This window comes from Mucilaginibacter robiniae (assembly GCF_012849215.1).
Lineage (GTDB): Bacteria > Bacteroidota > Bacteroidia > Sphingobacteriales > Sphingobacteriaceae > Mucilaginibacter > Mucilaginibacter robiniae.
In genome coordinates this window covers 3,630,818-3,646,107 of sequence record NZ_CP051682.1, presented here as the reverse complement: position 1 = coordinate 3,646,107, position 15,290 = coordinate 3,630,818, and the positions used below count along the sequence as shown (strand labels likewise).

General features: G+C 41.7%; 11 protein-coding genes. All 11 read right to left on the bottom strand.

Annotation, left to right across the window (positions count from 1 at the left end):
* Positions 1 to 23: 23 nt before the first annotated feature.
* Positions 24 to 2,783 (bottom strand): alpha-d-galacturonidase, encoded by a 2,760-nt coding sequence (locus HH214_RS16060; protein WP_169609313.1) that lies wholly within the window; start codon positions 2,781 to 2,783, stop codon positions 24 to 26.
* A 216-nt stretch (positions 2,784 to 2,999) separates the two neighbouring features.
* Entirely contained in the window at positions 3,000 to 4,574 is a 1,575-nt protein-coding gene (locus tag HH214_RS16055) for an MGH1-like glycoside hydrolase domain-containing protein (protein WP_248282120.1), read from the bottom strand.
* A gap of 228 nt (positions 4,575 to 4,802) precedes the next feature.
* Complete coding sequence (locus HH214_RS16050) at positions 4,803 to 5,828, bottom strand: zinc-binding alcohol dehydrogenase family protein (RefSeq protein WP_169609311.1); 1,026 nt, start codon at positions 5,826 to 5,828, stop codon at positions 4,803 to 4,805.
* A gap of 4 nt (positions 5,829 to 5,832) precedes the next feature.
* Positions 5,833 to 6,669, bottom strand: a complete 837-nt coding sequence (locus HH214_RS16045; RefSeq protein WP_169609309.1) for an amidohydrolase family protein — start codon at positions 6,667 to 6,669, stop codon at positions 5,833 to 5,835.
* An 18-nt stretch (positions 6,670 to 6,687) separates the two neighbouring features.
* Positions 6,688 to 7,692, bottom strand: coding sequence for an aldo/keto reductase (locus HH214_RS16040; protein WP_169609306.1), 1,005 nt, complete (start codon positions 7,690 to 7,692; stop codon positions 6,688 to 6,690).
* 79 nt (positions 7,693 to 7,771) lie between these two features.
* On the bottom strand, positions 7,772 to 8,536 hold the full coding sequence (locus tag HH214_RS16035) for an SDR family NAD(P)-dependent oxidoreductase (RefSeq protein WP_169609304.1): 765 nt from the start codon (positions 8,534 to 8,536) through the stop codon (positions 7,772 to 7,774).
* 70 nt (positions 8,537 to 8,606) lie between these two features.
* On the bottom strand, positions 8,607 to 10,250 hold the full coding sequence (locus tag HH214_RS16030; RefSeq protein ID WP_248282119.1) for a polysaccharide lyase domain-containing protein: 1,644 nt from the start codon (positions 10,248 to 10,250) through the stop codon (positions 8,607 to 8,609).
* A 258-nt stretch (positions 10,251 to 10,508) separates the two neighbouring features.
* Positions 10,509 to 12,104, bottom strand: coding sequence for a sodium:solute symporter (locus HH214_RS16025; RefSeq protein ID WP_169609302.1), 1,596 nt, complete (start codon positions 12,102 to 12,104; stop codon positions 10,509 to 10,511).
* 33 nt (positions 12,105 to 12,137) lie between these two features.
* Positions 12,138 to 13,292, bottom strand: coding sequence for a four-carbon acid sugar kinase family protein (locus tag HH214_RS16020; RefSeq protein ID WP_169609300.1), 1,155 nt, complete (start codon positions 13,290 to 13,292; stop codon positions 12,138 to 12,140).
* Positions 13,293 to 13,295: 3 nt separating this feature from the next.
* Positions 13,296 to 14,333 carry a 4-hydroxythreonine-4-phosphate dehydrogenase PdxA gene (pdxA, locus tag HH214_RS16015; RefSeq protein ID WP_169609299.1) on the bottom strand — a complete coding sequence of 346 codons (1,038 nt, stop codon included), beginning with the start codon at positions 14,331 to 14,333 and terminating at the stop codon, positions 13,296 to 13,298.
* On the bottom strand, positions 14,326 to 15,264 hold the full coding sequence (locus tag HH214_RS16010; protein ID WP_169609297.1) for a dihydrodipicolinate synthase family protein: 939 nt from the start codon (positions 15,262 to 15,264) through the stop codon (positions 14,326 to 14,328). Before HH214_RS16010 ends, pdxA begins: the two co-directional genes overlap by 8 nt.
* Positions 15,265 to 15,290: the final 26 nt, after the last annotated feature.

Genomic DNA, 15,290 nt, shown 5'->3' with positions numbered 1-15,290 from the left:
GATTAAACTTAAATATAATGTATTTACTCGCTGAAAAGCCAGCGCAAGTCTTTGATATTACCTGTAGTACTCAAGCCTGCATCATAAACCGGTACTGTTTGATTTTCGGGAACAAAGCCCAGCACCAAACATGCACCTTTAGCTAAAGTAAGCGTATTGGTACCTGCTTTAAAAGTATAAGTATGCACATTGACTGGTGGTAAGCCTGGTATGAGTACTGCATTGGCTAGTGTTACATCAGCCTGACCATAATCATTAGCACTAGCATCAGTTTCCAGCTCCGGAGGAGGTGAATAATTACTGCTTTTCTCGTTAAAAAAGCCGACCAGCACCTTAACAGGCTTGGTATTGCTAAATTGTATGCTGGTACCTTGTTTTACCTGTTGTGCTTTTGATAGTTTAATGCCTTTTAAGCCTTTCAATTCGGTAGCAAAATCCTGCAAGGTAGTTGCGGTGTCTGTAAATGGCTGTTCCCCTTTGCTAATGCTATAAAACCCGCCGGTTGCATTCAGTACGTTAACCTGCGCATTTTGCAGTTGTACTTTTTCGGCCTTTTTAGCTATAGCTGCCGGCGATTTTAATTGTGCAACGTGCTTTTTGAAATTAGTTAGCTCAGCTTCATAAACAGGTAACAGCTCCACCCATGTTTTCATGGTACCATCGTTACCTCTCATCGGTATTTTACGTTGCTTGGTTTGCATACTATTCGCATACAAATAGGCGTTTTCAGTATGTTTTACCAAGTCGCGGTAATAAGCCAAGCTGTGTTCCATTTCAGGTATTGCCTTTTCCAAATCAGCTACATCATCCGAGTATTTGTAGCGCAGGATATGAATAGCCGCATTAATTTTGGCTGAATAGCTATCTGCCATAGCCTGGTAACAATACATATCATTTTGTAAACGCTTAAACTCTGCGGTATTATGCTTTACGCCTGGCGCTGCCTGATTAATAGCCTCTACAGCTTTTTTACCATAAACCACAATATTGTTCATTACCTGCTCTGGTGTTTCGCCAATATGCGGCTGGTGTTTCCATTCCTTTTCGGCATACTCGCTTAATATTTCTCCTTCAGGTGCTTCTGAAGTATAAAGCAAGCTGAACAAACCATATTTTTCCGGATTGGTAAACTGGCTCATCAGCATACCTAAAGTCATGGTTTGCCGGTTACCATCTGTTATACCCACACGCCGTAAGATTTGCGGAGATATTTCACCAGCCTGTTCATAAGCTTCCAGAATATCTTTGCCTTGTTGCAGCGTACAGCCATAACGGGTAGCCAGCTGCGTACCCCAGTAAGTAATTTCTGCTTCGCGATTCCGATGACAGTTCCAGGCGTAACGCGCCCACTCTTTGTACCAGATCCAGTCACGCTCCAGTTCCAGCAAACGGGTGTCAGCTTTATCGGCGGTGTAAGGCCAGTCCCAATAAGAGGCTTGCGGATACAAATGCAAGCCGTTAGCTTCATACGTATTGTGCATAGCCAATACACATTTCTGTATAAAATCAGCCGAACCATACCGGAAAGGTTCCAGATTAGCCATAATATGAACATTCTCGATCTGTACGGTACCAATCCGGCTCAAGGTACGATGTAAATCAGCCCAGGAACCGTGCGGTGTGTACGTAGTTAATGCTTCACCATTATACTTAGCCATAGTATACAGATTCTTGTATAGTGGCAAAGCATATTTCATATCTGTTGGGGCATCTGTATCATGCGCACGTAGTACAATGGGCGGTTCATCTGTACGGTTTAAAGCTTTCAAGCCATCCTTTACGCCCGGAATTATGGTTTTGGTGAACCAATCAATATCATCTTGCCCTGTACCTTCCATAGCCTCACCCAGGGTAATCAGCAAACCTACATTCGGATATTTTTCTACAAAGGCAGCTATCGACTTGCGGGTATAATCAGCTATAATAGGTACGATATGCCTGTTACGATTTTGTGTTTCCAGATGATTATGCTCCGCAAAAGGTTTAGGTACAATAATGTTATAAAAACCCTGAATGATCCATATACCCCGCTTATTGGCTTCAGCAGTCAGGAAACGATACATTTCCTCATTCTTCTTGAAGGTGGCATCATCCACTTCTACTGCATAAGGATAATCTTTAACTTTTACCAGCGAAGCAAAAGGATGTCCGTTCCATAAATATAAAGAATTCATGCGGTTTTCGGCCAACGAATCCAAATAGCGTACCCATAAAGACTTATTGTAAAACCACGGAAAGTTTTCAGGCGTGTAAGGATACTCGTAAGTACCGCGCCCTGGTAGCAGTGTTGGCTTCTGTACCCCCACGCAAGCACCACGCAATACCATTTCGGGCTGATCGGTCAGGTTGATTTTTTCCGGAATTGCACCTTTAGCATTTACCTGATCGGCCAATTCCAAACAACCATACATAGCGCCTGAGCTGGCATGCCCGCTTATGGTTATTTTATGTGTAGCTGGATTGCTGCTAATTTTAAAACCTTCTTTCCAGGTAGATTCATGGGCTTTGTCAGCAAAACGTACCCGGGCAGAATCGGCCGATAGGCTTACCATAATGATAGCAGCCCGTTTATCAAGTGCCTTGGCTACTATTTTAGCTGTATATCCGTGCGCATTTAAGGCAGTAGCCAGCTTTTGAGCCCCGTAGTACAAACGTGGATGACTGCCGGCAGCAACCACAATATTAACAGGCTTTTTGATGACTACTTTTGCCTGTAGCAGACCTGTATACATTAAAAACAAGCCTAAGCAAAGGCAGAATAAGCCCTTATTTTGTTTAGCCATTATTACATTTTGCAGAAACAGTGCAGGCAATTATTTGATATTATCCAATTGCCAACACATCAGTGCAAATGGGCTTTCATCAACAGCTTTGCCGTTTACTATTCAGGTTTAAAAGTTCGTATTGGTTTATATTCAAGCCAAAACTAGTGCTAATGGCAACTTTATTTTTGTAAGATTTTTTCATGCTATTATAGCATCTTGTCATAACAAACCTATTTAAGAAGGTAATTTGGCTAATAACGGCTTCAAACTGCCGGATTGCATAATCTCTTTACCATCGGCATAGATATGGAACCCTTTACCTTTGTGGTAATGGCTACCTGTTTTATCCCACAAAATGGTAATCATGTGCCCATGATATAATACCTGATCCAAACAAAACCAGTTCCATTTACCCTCAGGTATTAATGGTTTTACTTGTAACCTATTATCTGTGCGCGGCCTTATACCTACTAAATCATTAATCACCAAATCGCAAAAGGTAGAATGATTATAGTAGCTACTGCGCGGGTTATCACCTTTTAGCCAGTAACCGGTTTTCTCATCTTGATATTCACCTAAGTAAGGCACCCCTCTTTTGATATGAGAAGCGGCATATTTATGCAATTCATTGTAGAATACCTCGGCCGACATGCCATCTTGATTTTTATAATCATTGAGCAGGTTCGCCAATCCGGTTAATGTTTGGCTGGTGGCATAAGGCCACAGCGCACCATCCCATTCACAGCCATGCCCGGTTCCATGTGTACGGAACAACGGATGGCGCCTCTCAGCAGTGGTGATGCCCCAAGGTGCATTAAATCCTTTTGGGTTAACTAACTGCTCCCATTGTTCTGCATATTTAGCTTTATCATCAGGTAAATCAAAATACCACGGAATATAACCTAACTCTTCGCGAGCATCCGAAAGTTTGCTGGTAGCGGCCAATTTTACTTTAAAAAACTGAGCAGTATCATCCCATAAGCTATCCTGAACTAATTTTTTCAGTTGTACAGCTTTAGCAGCATACTTTTTTTGCAGCGTATCATTACCAGCAATACTGGCCATTTTTGATAAAGCATTCGCATTACCATACATGTAACTACTGATAGTAGGCCGTATATTTTTTACCTTACGGCCACCGCTAATGGATTCTTCCATGGCATCACGCACATCAAACTGCCAGAATAAGCCGCTGGGGGTTTGTTTTTCAGTTTCCCATAATTTGTAATCAGCATCCAGTGCAGGCACTACCTGTTTTACAAAAGCTTGATTTAAATTGATAAGGTAATAATTGTACACCGCATCATCAAGCCAGCTACTGAAAGCATGAGCATGCGGCTTTTTAGTTTTCGGATCAACAAACAGCCAAAAGGAAATATAATCTTTCATGTATTGCTGATTGTGCAACCAGCGGCCTTCGCGTATTTGGTGCCCAACCGCACTACTTACCGTATTATAAACGCCTGCCCAGTTTACCGGTGTAATAAACTCATCAACCAGAAAGCCATCGGGTGTTTGCTTTAAATGCTTTCTGAAGGTCCACCAACGGTAATAATAAATTTTTTCGATCGTGGTATCCGGACATTCAAATAATGGAATATTCTGCTCCATCCATGCTGTAGCATGTGCATTATCTACATAGTTTTTGATAGTTTCAGTATCAATCTTATTAAAGTAGGTCACATAACTTTTAAGAGCCCGATTACTCACAAACTTCTTATTTTGCGCGTAACTGGCTGTAACGGCTACGCATAAAATGGCTGTAGTGAGTATCTTTTTGAATTTACTCATGGTTAATTCTTTATCCATTATTTTATTTGAACTACCCGCGTTAGCAGCAAACTTGTTTCATATTTGGTTTTCACACCCATCATACAGGGCGTATTTTATTTATAAACTACTGACGAAACAGTGCCACCACTGCCAATGGTTTGTCAGTGTTTCAGGGTGTTACACCCTGAAACATGTAACACCTGTAACACTTTGTAACGTGCTAAACAAGTTTATTCGTATAAATTATACCCAGCAGTTTAACGCTTACTCATCATCATGTTGCGAAATCATAGCTTTGATAACGCCATTAGCCGGATTGAGCCAGCTTTCAAAATGTTCGCCTACTTCATCAAATACTACCCGGTGGGTAATGTAGGTTTTCGGATCAACCAAGCCTTGCTTCATGCTGGCTATTACGTGTTCAAAATCTTGCCGGGTAGCGTTACGGCTACTCATTAAGGTAGATTCGCGCTTGTGAAATTCAGGATGACTAAAGCTGAATGCTTCTTTTTGCAGACCAATTAAAACATACCGGCCACCATGAGCCAGGTAATTGATGCCGCCTTCAATAGCTTTTAAGTTACCGGTAGCATCAATTACTACCGTAGCCATATCACCATTCGTGATTTGACGCAATGCCTCAACAGCATCCACTTCAGCAGGATTAATTGTATGTGCCACGTTAAGCTTTTCACGACAAAACTGCAAGCGGTCGGCACTTACATCCAGAGCAATTACCTGTGCTCCGGCAATACGGGCAAACTCCATTGTGCCTAAACCAATCGGCCCGGCTCCCATTACCAGTACAAACTCACCTGGCTGAACATCAGCCCTACGTATGCCATGTGCACCAATGGCTAAGGGTTCAACCAAAGCCAATTCATCGTAAGTTAAACCCTCACCATGTACCAGCAATCTGGAGGGTACCGAAAGGTACTCAACCATTCCCCCGTCAGCATGTACGCCACACACCTGTATATTTACGCAGCAGTTAGGCTTGCCACTACGACAAGCGATGCAAATACCGCAATTAAAATAAGGTATAAAGGTAACTGCTTCGCCTTTTACAAAGCCGGGCGCATTATCAAACTCTACCAATTCGCCCGATAGTTCATGCCCTAACACACGGGGGTAGCTAAAATAAGGTTGCGTACCTCTAAAAGCGTGCAAATCAGTCCCACAAACGCCAATACGTTTTATTTTGATGATTGCGTGATCGCTGGTTAACTCAGGCTTTACAGCTTCACCGTACGTAAAGGTACCTGGTTCGGTACAAACTAATGTTTTCATGACATTAAACTTCTAACTGATATATTTTTACCGCATTGTCGCCCCAAAATAAGGCTTGCTCATGTGCGGATAATTTCTTTACATAATTTTTAACCATCTTAATCATCTGGTTATAACCGCCCGCTACCATGCACACGGGCCAGTCTGACCCAAACATAACCCGGTTAGGGCCAAACGCTTCAAAAACAACATCCAGATAAGGTGTAAAATCGGCTTCCTTCCAATGGTGCCAGTCGGCTTCGGTAACCATGCCCGACACCTTGCAATTTACATTCGGATAGCTGGCTAACGCTTTCATACCCTCCTGCCAGCCATCAAGCTGATGGTTCCGAATGTCAGGCTTAGCCAAATGATCGATGATAAAAGCCTGGTCAGGAAATTGTGATACTAGTTTTTCTGTATATGATAGCTGGTCACACAAAATCAGCAAATCGTACGTGAAACCGTATTTATTTAACAAGTTTATACCATGCTTAAAGGCATCGTTCAACATCATATCACGCTGTGGCTCTCCTTGCAGAACATGCCGAAAGCCTTTGATCTTCTTGTATTGCCGATAATATCTTAATCGATCTTCCACATTTGGCGCCTGTAAATCTACCCAGCCTACAATACCTTTAATGAAAGGATTTTCCTGAGCCTGCTTTAACAAAAACTCATTATCAGCTTCTGACTGATCTGATTGTACGGCGATACACCCATGAATATGGTTATGCAACAGTAGCTGTAATAAATCAGCAGGTAAAAAATCCCGCTGGATGGCGTGCATATCATCGGTTATCCAGCTATCACGAACCGGATTATATTGCCAAAAATGTTGATGTGCATCAATTTTATACATAGTGATAAGATGATTTATTTAAAAGTTTATAGCAGGATCAATCAGCTTCTGCGTTTTCATTTCCTGCCAAAATTCTTCAGGAACTTGTACATGAGCCATATCAATATTACTTTTTACTCGATCAGGGTTGGTTGTACTTAAGGCTATGCTGGTTACCCCTGGTGCACGAAGTCCGAACTGAACACAAGCTTCCGCAGGCTTAATGTGATACTTGTTGCATAAAGCAAAGAAATCATCTCGCCATTGCAATAAGGCTTTTCCTTCCTCATCATCAGCAGTTACCAATTTATAATTGTAATAATCACCACCCGTCAGGAATCCGCCATTAAACACTGCCGAATTAATGATTTGTACGCCTTTATCCTTCAACTTTTGCATAAACTGCCATAAATTGGCTGGATGTTGTTTGATGGTCATGCTGTTAGCAATCATCACCCAATCCAGATTTACATCACCATCAATGCGTTCAATGATCTTCCAGTCTTTAGATCCTACACCAATAGCTTTTACCTTGCCTTGCGCCTTCAATTCAGCCAGTGCACGGTAAGAATCTAATATATCCTGATAACGTTGTTCAGCATCCGCTTCATCTTGGGCAGCTGCTAAATACTCATCTGGGTCATGTACTGAAACTAATTGTGGTATATAGCCATTTAATAATTGATTACCTTGTTCAAAGCAATCTAACATACCTTGGTAGCTAACTTTTTGTACAGCATCGTTCTTTAAATCACGCCATACACCGGGCTCAAAAGTAGGCTCGGGTGTTTTTAGTTCGGTTTGGTACCAAGCCATTTTGTTACTAATCACTACTTCATCGGGCTTTATGCCTAACTGCTTTAAACATTTGCCTAAAGCTTCTAACGCCAAACCCGCACCGTATTTGCCTGCCGAATCAAAGACTACCGGCTTAGGCGAATTTTCAAAAATGGCTTTTACAACCGCTAGCTTTACCTCATCGGATGGTACGGTATATAAATTACCTAAACTGCTTGTGCCAAATATTACGCGCGCAAGTTGCATAGTATAAACTGATAATGTTTGAAATACTTTATTAACTTCCCGAAACTAGTTTGAACTACCTTATTGTAAAATGGAGCTATTAGTTATTTAACTTAATAAATCCACCATCTATCGGGTAATCGCAACCTGTAATAAAACCTGCTTCATCAGAACATAAATACAAAGCTAATGCAGCAATTTCGCTTGGTTCGGCCATACGGCCAATAGGCTGACTTTTTGATAGCTTTTCGAATATCTCAGCCTCCTTACCAGGGTAGTTGCGACTAATAAAACCATCCACAAACGGAGTATGCACCCTAGCCGGCGATATACTATTGCAACGAATATGATGATCTATATAATCACGGGCTACGGATAACGACATGGCATAAATAGCTCCTTTGCTCATAGAGTACGCAAAACGATCGGTAATACCCACGTGCGAAGCAATAGAAGCAATGTTCAGGATTACGCCACCACCTTGTGCCTTCATTAAAGGTATTGCGGCAAACAAGCAATTGTAAGCACCTTTAACGTTTACGTTGTACACACGTTCAAAATCGGCTTCGGTTGTATTTTCTACATTACCTACATGGGCTATTCCGGCATTGTTAACTAAGATATCAATATGCCCAATCTGGTTAAATACATTGCTAACGGCTTGCTGATTGCTAACATCCGCAGCATGTACCTGACCTTTGCCACCACTGCTATTTGCCTCGGCAATTACCTGGTCTGCCGCTTCGGTATTCAGCTCTACTAAGTGAATGGTTGCCCCTTGCTGAGCAAAAAGCAGCGCAATAGCTTTACCAATGCCGCTACCCCCGCCTGTTATTACTGCTACCTTGTTCTTTAAACTAAACATATCATTAATTTAATAAAGGTGCTTGATGTAATACATCGCAGCACCTTTTACATTTTAATAGCTTTAAAATTTATTGAGGTGTTACCAACTTTGCGGGAACTACGCTGTTCAGGTACACCTCGATGTTACTGTAACCACCACCATTCTTGGCCATAGCTGGTGAATCGGCAGCATTGTGCGGGTTTAAGCCATGAGCCTTTTCCCAACTATCCGGAATGCCATCTTTATCACTATCCAGGTAAGGCGTGCCTTTATAATCAGGATACCCTCCTACTTGGTTTGGATCGGTGATGATACCTTGCATGTACGAATCATCAGGTAAACGATGCTTAATATACTTGATGCCATTATTATTAGACGTATTAGGCACATAGGATATTTTACCGGTACGAACATCCTCTACAATACGTTTATCTACTGCATCCCGCTTTGGCAAAATGTCGCCTGCGTTGGCTAAAACATAGCTATAAGCTTCTTGTGTGGGTACAATTTTAACCTTGTTTTTAATGGGGAAAGGTTTATCAGACTTGATACTATCCGTCCAGCGGCCAGCGTCTGGTAAGCTCTCAATCTGGATACCGCCGTCCCAGTTGTTTTTAGTTACCTTCTCGTTACCTTCCATAATGTTGCCACTAGCATACACTCTACCAAAGAAAGTACGTTTAGATTTATCGCGCCCCGACTCCGGTTTCAAAATACGATGCCCTACCGGTTCATTAAGTGGTGTAATGGGCCCTGGCTTGTAGTAGTTGTTGATGAAATTATACAAAGAAGTGTTATCACCACCATCAGCGCTACGGTTCCACCAATTAAATATTACGTTGTTGAAGAAAGTAAAATCTTCATTCATGCCTACCGATGGATTACGGGCAATGTTATTAGCCCACAAGTTCCGCATAAAGGTACTGTTGTGGCCACCTATAGTACTGCCAAAAGCATGATTATAAGTATCTAAAGCTTCTGAAAATATAGAGTTCTGAATAGTAACGTTTACCGTAGCCATTTTTTCCTGCTTGGCACCATTACGATCATACACATGGCGGTAGATGGACATGTTTTCATCCAATCCCCAGCTTGCAGAAACGTGATCAATAATAATATTACCTACCGGGTTGCCTCCTAATGCATCATCACGACGGGCTACATCAGTTGCACCTCTGCGGAAACGCATGAAACGAATTAACACATCATGCGTATTAATCCATACTGATTCGCCTGCTATACAAATACCATCACCAGGAGCAGTTTGACCTTCTATTGAGATGTATGGCGCCCGAATGATGATAGGGCTTTTTAATTTGATAATACCAGCAACATTAAACACGATAATACGTGCACCACCTTGCTCACAAGCATCGCGTAAGGTACCGGGACCACGATCAGCCAAACTGGTTACGACAAACACTTTACCACCACGGCCGCCAAACGAGTACATGCCGCCGCCTTCGGCACCCGGAAAGGCTGGTATTTTAGCCTGAGGCAAATCAGAAGATTTATTAGCCCAAGGAATGTATGGTTTTCCATTTTTTTCATCACGCTGGATGATAGGTAAAGCTTTCTCCCATGCAGCGTCAGAACGGCGTTGCTCTTCGGCCAGTGCAGAATCAGCTACAGCCTGTACGGCAGGTGGAATAGTAGGATATTGTGCCTTCACTGTTTTTATACCCGCCATAACAATAGCTAAAGTAGCAAAGCCAACAGTACGTTTTTTCATCTTGATGTATTAAATAATATCAGGTTTATTGGGGCATACACCCAAGCGGCTACAATAGCAAAGCTTTGAATTATTTTAAATGCACGAATGCAATTCAACTCAGCTTTTTGAATTGTTAGATCAATTGGTGTTGTTACCAAAAATGCGAGCTATTCCGAACAGTTTTATGCAGTATTTTGACTACTTTATGTACGATATTAGCTTACCTGTAATAAATTCAGCATACAATAAGATAGGCTAACAGCATGATATTACATATTAGGCTACGGAAGATGTGGTGTCAGTTACTTCTTGTTGTCCTTGTTTTCGGGCCAGGCGCCATCCGCTATATAATAGGTTAGGATCGAGTGTTGGTTTAGGGAAAAACAAGCTGGCTATATAACCTACCACAATGACTACTATATGGCTATAAACGCCCAACATTAATTTGTTCTGCGTAAAGTTATAGGAGCCCAAATCAAGCAATAAGCTTTTATGGCCGCTTAATTCAATTTGAGTAGAGGTTAAAAAGGCATATGCAGTAAACAAGATACATACGATAATGGCGATGTTAATACCTTGTCGGTTAGCCCGAGCAGAAAACAAGCCCAACAAGAATATACCTACAATACCGCCTGAGAAGATAGCATACAGAGTGAATACAATGCCTAAGATACCTTCATTGCCCAGCCCTATATACATGGTACCAATACCAATAGCAATCAGCCCGGATATTACGACCATCCATTTACCACTTTTTAAATATTCTTTATCAGACCGGTTAGGGCGAAACTTTTTATAATAATCTTCAACACCAACGGCAGCTAGGGAATTTAAATCGGCACTTAAGCTGCAAATGGCTGCCGAAATCATGGCGGCTAAAACAAAGCCCACCACGCCCGTAGGTAAATGCGTTGAAATAAAATAAGGGAAAACTGAATTAGCATTGGCCTGATCTAAACCGGGTGCAGGATGTTGTTTGTAATACACGAACAAGCAAGTACCAATAAACATAAACAGCATCCATACCGGAACAGTAAGCGATATACCCAACAATGAGGCTCGGATGGCATCTTTATCGGTTTTTGCGGTTAGGTAACGCTGCACAACGGTTTGATCCGTTCCGTATTTTTGTACGGCGTAAAACATACCATTGATAGCCATTACAATAAAGGTAAGCTTTGTGAAATTGAGATCATAAGGACCAAAACCTGTACGGCCATTGGCACTGGCCACTTTCCAAACTTCAGAAACGCCACCCTCTACGGAGAACAACAAGATCCCTAAACACAATATGCCACTGGCAAACAGCATAAAGCCTTGAAAAACATCCAGCCAGATTACAGCTTCAATACCACCAATTAAATTAACCGCAACTACGATTAAACCGACTACTATAATAATAGCTAAAGTATTACCTCCTGTAATGCTGCTTAAAGCAACAGCCAACAGGAAAAATACCGTACCCATACCCGAAAATTGCCTGAATACAAAAGCTATAGAACTATAATACCGGGCAAAAAGGCCAAAACGCTTTTCAAAATAATCATAAGCACTTAAGCCAATTACTTTCCTGAAAAGTGGTACCACAAACCAGATAATACCTAATAATACCACTGGTACCATTAACCCTTGCACTAACAACAGCCAGTTAGAAGAGAAACCCTCGCCAGGATAGCCTAAAAAAGTAACGCTGCTGATTAATGTAGCCAATAACGACATACCAATAGCCCAGGCAGGTACCCTGCCTTTAGCTGCAAAATATGATTGTGTAGTATTCTGATTACGAGCGTACCTTAAACCAAAATACAAGGTGGTTAATAATACAGCAACAATAATAAAGTAATCAAGTATTCCTAAAACAGGTTTAGTCATTATAACTTAGGTTAATCAATTGGTAAGTAATAGTTAAACCTCCCACAAGCCAGCAGGCCAGCGATAACTACCCGGCTTTAAAGTTATATTTAATTCCTGAGGGTAGTTTGCTTTATTTCTGATTATTCCGGGGCCTAGTTCGTCAAGCGGATATAATGTTGTTATTTCCAGATCATCTAAAATAGCTGCCGCAGTTGAGCCGCCTTCAATAAACAAGTCATCCACTTGGGTAAGCTGCAATATCTTTTTCACTACCAATGCAGTCAACTTGCGTAAACTCGTAGCGCTTAATGCACTAGAAGCAACATTGTCCTGATCGATGGCAATAATGGCTTTATGGTTCTGCTCCAGTAATAACGCTACATGCTCACACCAATTATCTATTAGCGATGTTTCCGCAGATGCTATTTGCCAAGCATTTACGGGTATATAGCTCACTGGACCGCCCTTTTGGTGAATGTTTTTGATTTGCTCAACATTCTCTTGGTAAGTCGTTCCGCTTACGTGCAACATAGTTCCAAACGCAAAACGTACTGGCGACTGAGTGCTTTTACTATATTCCTTATGCGAACTGAGTAGCGCAGTGAAAAAACCTGATGCACCAGCAAGCAACATGGTATAGTTTACCTGTTTAGCCCATGCTGTCAAATCAGCATTGCTTTCTACTTCGCCCACCATAATACCGGCATCCAATAGTGCTTCATGCGGCTTAAGTACCGTTATCTGTTCTTCTTCAGCCCTTAGCATCCGAACTACATCTGCATGAACTATCGGAAACTCCGGATCATGTTGAAAAGCGGTTTGATGTACGGGGATTTGGTTAACAAAATAAGTACGGTTTACCAAAGTACGATTCAGAGCAGGATTAGCCGGAACAATAAGCGCTGCGGGCAAAGCTAGTTCCATTAATTCAGCTGTAATTTCCGCTAAAACGTGCCCCCGCAGTATAGAATCAATTTTTTTGTAAATGAATGAGGGTCGCAACTTTTTGAGTTCGTGACATACAGCTTTTACTGTACTCACTGCTTCAGTCTCGCTTTTTGAACGGGCATCGGTATTGATAATCAGTAAATCAGCTTGAGTGTTCAAATTTACCGAAGTACTGATTTCTACCTTTAAATCATATTGTAAACCTATACCCCCTATTTCGGCTGCGCCCGTTAAATCGTCTGCTATAACAGCTATCATTCGTTACGCCAAAGCTTTGTTTTTAGCTAATTGCACGGCTGATTCAATGGCTAATACCATAGCATCGGGACTGGCAATACCTTTGCCGGCAATTTCAAAAGCAGTACCGTGGTCAACCGATGTTCTGATGATAGGCAAACCCATAGTAATATTTACCCCTTTAACACTATCCATCTGCTGCTTTTCAGGATTCCATTTAAAGCCGGATAGTTTGAAAGGAATGTGGCCCTGGTCGTGGTACATTGCCACTACCCCACCGTAATAGCCTGTAGCCGCTTTAGAAAACAAGGTATCAGGCGGCACTGGCCCTTCTACATCATATCCCAATTGGCGGGCTTGTTCTACAGCAGGTGCAATCTCCTGATCGTCTTCTGTACCAAACAAGCCTGAATCGCCAGCATGTGGGTTTAAGCCGGCAACACCAATTTTCAGGTTGGTTTCGCCTAAGCTAATCAGGCCATTGTGCAACAATTCAATAACCTCCACAATACGATCTTTTTTTACCAAATCGCAAGCTTGACGTAAAGAAACGTGTGTAGATACGTGGATAACTTTAAGGTTATCCTCTACCAGCAACATGGCATATTTCTTAGTTCCGGTGTATTGTGCGTAAATTTCGGTATGCCCGGCAAAATGATGCCCGGCCTCATTCATCGATTTTTTATTTAACGGCCCAGTTACGGTAGCATCAATCTCACCAGCCAAAGCCAGCTCAATAACTTTGGTTACCGATTCAAACGCTGCATTACCTGCCATAGGCGATACTACACCGAATTCCAATTTATCTATATCAACATTATGTAAATCCAGAACATCGATTGTACCTTGTTTATACTGAGCCTCCTGTACGGAACTAATGGTATTGATAGTAACCGGTAAATTCAGCTTTTGAACAATATGCCTGAAAACACCTGCATCACCTACCAATAAAGGTTGGCAAATGGCATATATTTCATCATTAAGCAGTGCTTTAACGGCAATTTCAGGACCAATACTTGCCGGATCGCCCATGGTAATACCTATAATAGGTTTTTCAGACATGATTATATTTGTTTAAAGTAATACCTTCTTGTTGTAATAGTGCATGAAAAGACTGCTTTATTTCAGCCGCTTCCTGGTCAGCTAATTTATGCAAAGGCGGCATCATATTAGGCTGACACAAACCCACCTCCTGCATTAATACTTTTAAAGCCCATAAAGATTCACCAAGCAATCGGCCAGATTGATATAAGGCTCCCAACTGATCTGAATATTGTTGATACTGATAGGCTTTATCAGCATCGCCGTTTTGAACGGCCTTCACCATTTCACAATATATTTCAGGAGTTACATTGCCGGTGCTCGGAATTAAACCATCACCGCCATTTAAAAGTGCATAAGCAGATTTAGCTGCCCAACCTAGTAAATAGCTAAAATCTGGACGATGGGCCCATAATTGTAATGACTCATCCAAACGTTTTTGGCTTCGTTCCGAATCTTTAACCGCTACTACATTTTCATGATGACTTAGTTCATCAATTAAATGCAGCGGTATAGACATGTGCGTGGTAGCTGGTATATTGTATATAATAAGCGGCCCTGAAACCTGATCGGCCAATTGAGTAAGATATTTTCTTATTTGATCTTCAGAAAGATTGTAATAAGCAGGCAAAGTTGCAGCCACAGCACTGGCACCTAAATCAAAACTACGTTTGGCCATCTGAACCGACTCATCAAAACTATTTGAAGAGATCCCTACATACAGCATAGCTCCAGCTGATTTTAAGCTGGCTGCCTTCCTTAAATAATCACTTTTTACCTGTGCCGAAAGAGAAGCAGCCTCACCAGTTGTACCTAAAATAAAAGGCATAGCCTCATTATTGGCCAAATGGGTGAATATCTTCTCAACAGCTTCTTCGTCTAAGCGGTAATCGGAAGTAAGCGGAGTTACCACCGGTACTACTGTACCCCCAAACCTTTTATGAATTCTCATTTAGAGTATGCGTTTTAAATAATTTA

Bases quoted from the DNA above. Each gene is read 5' to 3' on its own strand.
- HH214_RS16060 (WP_169609313.1), bottom strand. From the start codon at position 2,783: ATGGCTAAACAAAATAAGGGCTTATTCTGCCTTTGCTTAGGCTTGTTT.
- HH214_RS16050 (WP_169609311.1), bottom strand. From the start codon at position 5,828: ATGAAAACATTAGTTTGTACCGAACCAGGTACCTTTACGTACGGTGAA.
- HH214_RS16020 (WP_169609300.1), bottom strand. From the start codon at position 13,292: ATGATAGCTGTTATAGCAGACGATTTAACGGGCGCAGCCGAAATAGGG.
- HH214_RS16045 (WP_169609309.1), bottom strand. From the start codon at position 6,669: ATGTATAAAATTGATGCACATCAACATTTTTGGCAATATAATCCGGTT.
- HH214_RS16040 (WP_169609306.1), bottom strand. From the start codon at position 7,692: ATGCAACTTGCGCGCGTAATATTTGGCACAAGCAGTTTAGGTAATTTA.
- HH214_RS16055 (WP_248282120.1), bottom strand. From the start codon at position 4,574: ATGGATAAAGAATTAACCATGAGTAAATTCAAAAAGATACTCACTACA.
- HH214_RS16035 (WP_169609304.1), bottom strand. From the start codon at position 8,536: ATGTTTAGTTTAAAGAACAAGGTAGCAGTAATAACAGGCGGGGGTAGC.
- pdxA (WP_169609299.1), bottom strand. From the start codon at position 14,333: ATGTCTGAAAAACCTATTATAGGTATTACCATGGGCGATCCGGCAAGT.
- HH214_RS16030 (WP_248282119.1), bottom strand. From the start codon at position 10,250: ATGAAAAAACGTACTGTTGGCTTTGCTACTTTAGCTATTGTTATGGCG.
- HH214_RS16025 (WP_169609302.1), bottom strand. From the start codon at position 12,104: ATGACTAAACCTGTTTTAGGAATACTTGATTACTTTATTATTGTTGCT.
- HH214_RS16010 (WP_169609297.1), bottom strand. From the start codon at position 15,264: ATGAGAATTCATAAAAGGTTTGGGGGTACAGTAGTACCGGTGGTAACT.